Raw genomic sequence first — 6,029 nt, 5'->3', positions numbered from 1 at the left:
CAGCCTGGGACCAAACTCTCGGGGGGCGCGGGGGGCAGACGGCCCCCCGCAAATTCCCGCACCGGGAATTTGCCTCCGGCGACGCCGGAGGCGGCGCAACCCCCGCCCCGGGACGCGCGCCGCCAGCGCTCAGGTGAACCGGTTGTCCCGCGGAAAGCCGCGCGGCGCCATCCGGCCGGCGGTCGCGCGCTTGGCCGTCCATTCGCCGAGCTCCGTCTCGATCCGCGTCCGTCCCGCCGGATCGCGCCAGCTCAGCCCCTCGGACAGCCGGAAGCTCCGCGCATCCGACAGCCCGCCATCCTTGTATTTCTGGAGCCGGACGCCCTTGCCCCGCGCCATCTCGGGCAGTTCCTCGAGCAGGAAGACGAGGAGCTTGCGGTTGTCGCCCACCACGGCCACGGCGTCGTCGCCCTCGGCCACGGGGGCCGCCACGCGCGCCGTGACGCCGTCCTTCACGTTCAGCACCTGCCTGCCCGCCCGCGTCTGGGCCAGGATCTCCTCCTCGGGCACGAGGAACCCGTCCCCGGCCGAGCTCGCCACCAGCCGCTTCGCGCCCGGCCGATGCACGAAGAGGTCGGTGATCTCCACCTCGTTCGGCAGGTCGATCATCAGGCGCACCGGCTCGCCGAGGCCCCGCCCGCCCGGCAGGTTCGACGCCGGCAGCGTGTAGACCCGCCCCTGCGCGCCCAGGATCAGGAGCTTGTCGGTCGTCTCCGCGTGCAGCACGAAGCGGCCCGCGTCGCCGTCGCGGTACTTGAGCTCCGTTCCCGGATCGAGATGCCCCTTCATGGCGCGGATCCAGCCCATGGCCGAGCAGACGACCGTGATCGGCTCGCGCTCGATCATGGCCTCGATCGGCACCTCCTCGGCCTCCGCGGCCTCCTCGATCACGGTGCGCCGCGCGCCCCCCTCGGCCTTCGCGCCGAACCGCTCGCGCACCTCGCGCAGCTCCTCGAGGATGCGCTTCCACTGGAGGCCCTCGTCCGCCAGCAGGTCCTCGAGCGCCTCGCGCTCGGCCATCAGCGCCTCCTGCTCGCGCAGGAGTTCCAGCTCCTCGAGCCGCCGGAGCGAGCGGAGCCGCATGTTCAGGATCGCCTCGGCCTGCACCTCGGACAGCTCGCCCTCCCCCTCGGGCGGGCTGACATAGTCCTTCTCCGAGGTGGCGCGCACGAAGTCGCGCCCCCATTCCTCGCGCATCAGCGCGGCCTTCGGCGCCTCGTCGTAGCGGATGATGTCGATGACCCGGTCGAGGTTCAGGAAGGCGATGATGAAGCCCTCCAGCACCTCGAGCCGGTGGTCGATCTTCTCCATCCGGTGGCGCGAGCGGCGGATCAGCACGTCGCGGCGGTGGTCGAGAAAGGCGCGCAGCACCTCCTTCAGCGAGCAGACCTTCGGCGTCCGCCCGTCGATCAGCACGTTCATGTTGAGCGAGAACCGCGTCTCGAGCTCGGAGTTGCGGAACAGCATCCCCATCAGCACCGCCGGATCGACGTTGCGCGAGCGCGGCTCGAGCACGATGCGGATGTCGTCGGCGCTCTCGTCCCGGACATCGGCGAGAATCGGGATCTTCTTGGTCTGGATCAGCTCGGCCAGCTTCTCGATCAGCTTGGACTTCTGCACCTGGTAGGGGATCTCGGTCACGACGATCACCCAGGTGCCGCGTCCCTGGTCCTCGATCTCCCACCTGGCGCGCACGCGGAAGGCGCCGCGCCCGGTGCGGTAGGCCTCGGCGATGGCCTGCGGCGGGTCGATGATGATGCCGCCCGTCGGGAAATCCGGCCCCTTCACGTAGTTCAGGAGCGTGTCGTCGCGCGCGTCCGGTGTGCGGATCAGGTGCTCGCAGGCGCGCAGCAGTTCGTCGAGGTTGTGCGGCGGGATGTTCGTGGCCATGCCCACCGCGATGCCGCTCGACCCGTTGGCAAGCAGGTTCGGCACCGAGGCCGGCAGCACCTCGGGCTCGCGCAGCGTGCCGTCGTAGTTGTCGCGGAAGTCGACCGCGTCCTCGTCGAGGCCCTCCATCAGCGCCTCGGCCATCGCGGTCATGCGCGCCTCGGTGTAGCGGGAGGCCGCCGGGTTGTCCCCGTCGATGTTGCCGAAGTTCCCCTGCCCGTCCACCAGCGGGTAGCGGATCACGAAATCCTGCGCGAGGCGCGCCATCGCGTCGTAGATCGCGGCGTCCCCGTGCGGGTGGTAGTTCCCCATCACGTCGCCCGAGATCTTCGCCGACTTCCGGTAGCCGCCCGTCGAGGAGAGGCGCAATTCCCGCATCGCGTAGAGGATGCGCCGGTGCACCGGCTTCAGCCCGTCGCGCGCGTCCGGCAGCGCGCGGTGCATGATCGTGGACAGCGCGTATTGCAGGTAGCGCGACGAGATCGCGCGCGAGAGCGGTTCGGCGCTCAGCCGCCCGATCTCGGGCCCGTCATCCTGCGGGCTGTCATCTTGTGGCGGACCGGGTTCGCTCATACCAAGCATTGTGATACAAGCGGCGCAGCGGGGCGGCAAGCGACCTCTGCGCAGGAACGGCATCGGTGCGGCAGGGAATCCCCACCGCGATTGCGCACCGTGCCGAATCGGCGCGCGGGGTGTAGAGCGCCGCGGCAGGAAGGGAGCAGGACCGCGCATGATCCGACTGACGCTGATCCTCGCCGCGGTGATCTTCGCCGTGCTCGTTCTGGTGCCGCGCGAGGCGCCGGTGACGGAGGAGGCCGCCGGTGCCCCCGGCGAGGGTCGCCCCGTGCGCGCCGCCGCCGACGACAGCGCGCTCCGCGAGACCGGGGACGGGCGCCTCGTTCTCGTGACAGCCGGAGGCGAGGAACTGCCGATCGACCTCGTGGTCGACCCCTCCGGCCTCACCGAGGAGGACGCGCGGGTGAACCTGCCCGACGCCGAGGCCTCGGGCGCGCTCCCCTTCGTCGAGGAGGCGCCGCCGGTGGAAACGGCCGATCCCGCCAGCGCCGATACCGAGACGCCGCCGGCCGAGACCGCGTCCGCCCCGATCGAACCGGGCGCCCTCCTCCGCGTCACCGGCGAGCGGGTGAACTTCCGCGCCGGACCCTCCACCTCGGACGACATCCTCGCCGCGCTCGACCTCGGGACGGAGGTGGAACTGATCGAGCGCGTCGGCGACGGCTGGGCGCATCTGCGCGTGCCGGGAACGGACCTCGAGGGCTACATGTCCGAGGATTTCCTCGCCCCCGCCAACTGAGCTTGCCGCAAGGCCGCCGCTGCCCTAGCACAGGCCTCGCGACAGGACGGAGCCCGCGCGTGACCCGCAGCATCCTCATCACCGGCTGTTCCTCCGGGATCGGCCTCGCCGCCTGCCACGGCCTGAAGGCGCGCGGCTGGCGCGTTATCGCGAGCGTGCGGCAGGAGGCCGACATCGCGGTGCTCGAGGCGGAGGGCTTCGAAAGCGTTCGCCTCGACTACGCCGACCCGGCCTCGGTCGAGCAGGGCCTCGCCGCCGCGCTGGAACGGACCGGCGGAACGCTCGACGCGCTCTTCAACAACGGCGCCTTCGGCCTGCCCGGCGCGGTGGAGGACCTGCCCCGCGGCGCGCTGGAGGAGATCTTCGCGGCAAACGTCTTCGGCGTGCACGACCTGACCCGCCGCGTCATCCCGGTGATGCGCGCCCAGGGCCACGGCAGGATCGTGCAGCACTCCTCCGTCCTGGGGCTCGTGACCTACAAGTGGCGCGGCGCCTACGTGGCATCCAAGTTCGCCCTCGAGGGCCTGACCGACACCCTCCGGATCGAGATGCGCGACAGCCCGATCCACGTCGCGACGCTCAACACCGGCCCCGTGACCTCGATGCTGCGCGTGAAGTCGATCCCCCGCTTCGAGCGCTGGATCGACTGGCAGGCGAGCCCCCGCGCCGAACAGTACCGCGCGAGCCTGCTGAAGCGCCTCTACGAGGACCGCGGCAAGGACCGGTTCGAGCTGCCCCCCGAGGCGGTCGTCGCGAAACTCGTCCACGCGCTCGAAAGCCCGCGACCGCGCGCCCGCTACTACATCACCACGCCCGCGTGGGTCGCCATGGCGCTCCGCCGCGCCCTGCCGACGCGGGCGCTCGACACGATTCTGGCGCGCGGATAGGGTCGGGCTTCGCCCTGGGTCCGGCAGGTCGCACTGGCCCCGGCGCGCCCGGCCCCTAGATCGCCCCGGACGAGGAAGGACAGACCGACATGCTGATGAACGACCCCCTGATGATCGTCGCGCTGCTGGCGTGCCTCGTGGTGCTGGTCATCCTGCTCATGGGCATCAACTCGTTCCGCAGGGGCGGCGAGTACGCGCGGCAGAACTCCAACAAGTTCATGCGCTGGCGCCTCATCGCACAGTTCGTCGCGGTCGTCCTGATCCTCGCGTTCGTCTTCTTCCGTCGCCAAACAGGAGGCTGATCCATGGTGGTCCTCAACAAGATCTACACCAAGACCGGAGACCACGGGGAGACCGCGCTCGGCGACGGCAGCCGGGTGGCCAAGCACTCCATGCGCGTCACCGCCTACGGCACCGTGGACGAGCTGAACGCCATGCTCGGCGTCGCGCGCCTGCACGCCGAGACCGGGATCGGCGCGAAGCTCTCCACCATCCAGAACGACCTCTTCGACCTCGGCGCGGACCTCTGCACGCCCAACCTCGAGAAGGACGCCGGGCGCGAATACCCGCCGCTGCGCATCGTCGCCTCGCAGGTGGAGCGGCTCGAGCGCGAGATCGACGCGATGAACGCGCGGCTCGAGCCCCTGCGCAGCTTCATCCTGCCCGGCGGCTCGGCGCTCGCCGCGCACATGCATGTCTGCCGCACCGTCGCGCGCCGCGCCGAGCGCCACGTGGTCGAGCTCGCCACGATGGAATCGGTGAACCCCGAGGCGGTGAAGTACCTCAACCGCCTGTCGGACTGGTTCTTCGTCGCCGGCCGCATCGCCAACGACGACGGCCGCTCCGACGTGCTCTGGGTCCCGGGCGCGAGCCGCTAGGGCCGGGGCGGCGCGCCCTCCATCTCCTTCATCCTGGAAGAAAACCTCCCGGGGGGCGCCTGCGGGCACCGCAGGCGGGGGGCAGGCAGCCCCCCGCGAATTCCCTTGGAATTCGCCCCGGGCGACGGCGAAGCCGGCGCAACGCTGACGGAGGGGAACGTTTGGCGAAAACAAGGGTTCGCGCTACACTATGTCCATGAGCCACGTCAGCGGACCCCGCCTCTATTCGCGCGCCGAGTATCTTTCGGACGCGGCGATCCATGTCCTCGGCATCGGCTTCGCGCTCGTCGCCGGGCCGATCCTCGTGGCCCTCGCCGCCTGGCGCATCGGCGACGCGACCACGGTGACGGCGGTCGCGATCTACGCCGCGACGCTCCTGGCCATGCTGACCTGCTCGGCGCTCTACAACATGGTCCGCAGGCCCGACTGGTCCGACCGGCTGCGCCGCCTCGACCAGTCGGCGATCTACCTGAAGATCGCGGGCACCTACACGCCCTTCGTCGTGCTCTTCCCCGGCAGCCCCGGCTTTCTCGCCGGCATCTGGGCCGTGGCGATCGCGGGGGCCTCGATCATCGTCTTCAGCGCCGAGCGCCGCACGCTCCTCGCGATCGTCCTCTACCTCGGCCTCGGATGGGCCGGCGTCATGTGGGGCCAGCCGCTGCTCTCGGGGCTCAGCCCGGCGGGAATGGTCCTGCTGCTGACCGGCGGCCTCCTCTACACGGGCGGCGTCGCCTTCCTGCTCTGGCACCGGCTGCCCTTCCACAACACGATCTGGCACGTCTTCGTGCTGGCGGCGACCTGCGTGTGCTACGCGGCCATCGTGGTCGAGCTGATGGCGGCCATCCCCCCGCTCCCGCTGCCCTGAATCGTCGACTGACGCGGCGTCGGATGCATCCGGCGCGTCGATTTTGACCTGTCACGGCACCCCCTGACGGGCTAACACTCCCCCTGACGCGGGGCAGAACTACGTCAGCCCCCGACAGTTTCGAGAGAGGAGAGACACGCATGAAGGTGCTCGTGCCCGTCAAGCGCGTGATCGACTACAACGTGAAGGTCCGC

At 70.5% G+C, this 6,029-nt stretch carries 6 protein-coding genes; 5 read left to right on the top strand and 1 reads right to left on the bottom strand.

Annotation, left to right across the window (positions count from 1 at the left end):
* Positions 1-129: 129 nt before the first annotated feature.
* On the bottom strand, positions 130-2,463 hold the full coding sequence (locus tag ACTS11_RS01295) for a DNA topoisomerase IV subunit A (RefSeq protein WP_442638548.1): 2,334 nt from the start codon (positions 2,461-2,463) through the stop codon (positions 130-132).
* Positions 2,464-2,620: 157 nt separating this feature from the next.
* On the opposite strand from ACTS11_RS01295, the gene ACTS11_RS01290 reads away from it, so the two are divergent.
* The 5 genes from ACTS11_RS01290 (at position 2,621) to trhA (ending at position 5,835) form a co-directional block, all read left to right on the top strand.
* The gene (locus ACTS11_RS01290; RefSeq protein WP_442638547.1) at positions 2,621-3,205 is read left to right on the top strand and encodes an SH3 domain-containing protein; all 585 of its coding nucleotides are present in this window, start codon (positions 2,621-2,623) and stop codon (positions 3,203-3,205) included.
* A 59-nt stretch (positions 3,206-3,264) separates the two neighbouring features.
* On the top strand, positions 3,265-4,092 hold the full coding sequence (locus tag ACTS11_RS01285) for an SDR family NAD(P)-dependent oxidoreductase (RefSeq protein WP_442638546.1): 828 nt from the start codon (positions 3,265-3,267) through the stop codon (positions 4,090-4,092).
* 89 nt (positions 4,093-4,181) lie between these two features.
* Positions 4,182-4,394 (top strand): twin transmembrane helix small protein, encoded by a 213-nt coding sequence (locus tag ACTS11_RS01280; protein WP_442638545.1) that lies wholly within the window; start codon positions 4,182-4,184, stop codon positions 4,392-4,394.
* 3 nt (positions 4,395-4,397) lie between these two features.
* Positions 4,398-4,970, top strand: a complete 573-nt coding sequence (locus tag ACTS11_RS01275; protein WP_442638544.1) for a cob(I)yrinic acid a,c-diamide adenosyltransferase — start codon at positions 4,398-4,400, stop codon at positions 4,968-4,970.
* A 196-nt stretch (positions 4,971-5,166) separates the two neighbouring features.
* Entirely contained in the window at positions 5,167-5,835 is a 669-nt protein-coding gene (trhA, locus tag ACTS11_RS01270) for a PAQR family membrane homeostasis protein TrhA (protein ID WP_442638543.1), read from the top strand.
* Positions 5,836-6,029 lie beyond the last annotated feature (194 nt).

Origin of the sequence: Roseicyclus sp. (assembly GCF_052168335.1) — a bacterium.
Lineage (GTDB): Bacteria > Pseudomonadota > Alphaproteobacteria > Rhodobacterales > Rhodobacteraceae > Roseibacterium.
Note: the sequence above shows the minus strand (reverse complement) of the source record. Positions and strands in the feature narration are given on the sequence as shown.